Here is a 414-nt window from a genome sequence, read left to right on the forward strand (position 1 = left end):
CCACAATGCTTCATCAGGATCTCGGCTCGACAGCCAAACAATCGCGACTGCTACAGAGCGACGTTTATCCGGCAGCGCTTGAGATCTCTGCGCTCCTCCGCTTGGCGCGCCGGCAATGGATGCTCCTCATGGCGGGAACCGCGGCCACGGTCGCGGCTGCATGCCTTTATCTCTCCGTCACACCGGCTCAGTACACCGCAACGGCAACTGTTATGATGGAGCCGAATCACGTGGCGCTCACAGGCGCGGACGTTACTGCCGCTTCGCCAGCCGGCGATACTGCCATGATCGACAGCCGCGTTGAGATTATACAATCGGATAGGATCGTTCGCGCCGTGCTTTCCGACGAGCGTGTCGCCTCGGCGCCCGAAATCTCTGGAGACCAGGGAGGGTTGCTTGAGAACGCCGTTGCCT

The 414-nt window shown here is 60.9% G+C and carries 1 protein-coding gene; it reads left to right on the top strand.

Annotation, left to right across the window (positions count from 1 at the left end; translation table 11 throughout):
• Positions 1–128: 128 nt before the first annotated feature.
• The coding region (locus ACFHWW_RS34340; protein WP_379943853.1) for a Wzz/FepE/Etk N-terminal domain-containing protein at positions 129–414 on the top strand (286 nt) is incomplete at its 3' end.

The sequence above is a fragment of the Sinorhizobium sp. P24N7 genome, assembly GCF_042436655.1.
GTDB classification, from domain to species: domain Bacteria; phylum Pseudomonadota; class Alphaproteobacteria; order Rhizobiales; family Rhizobiaceae; genus Sinorhizobium; species Sinorhizobium meliloti_A.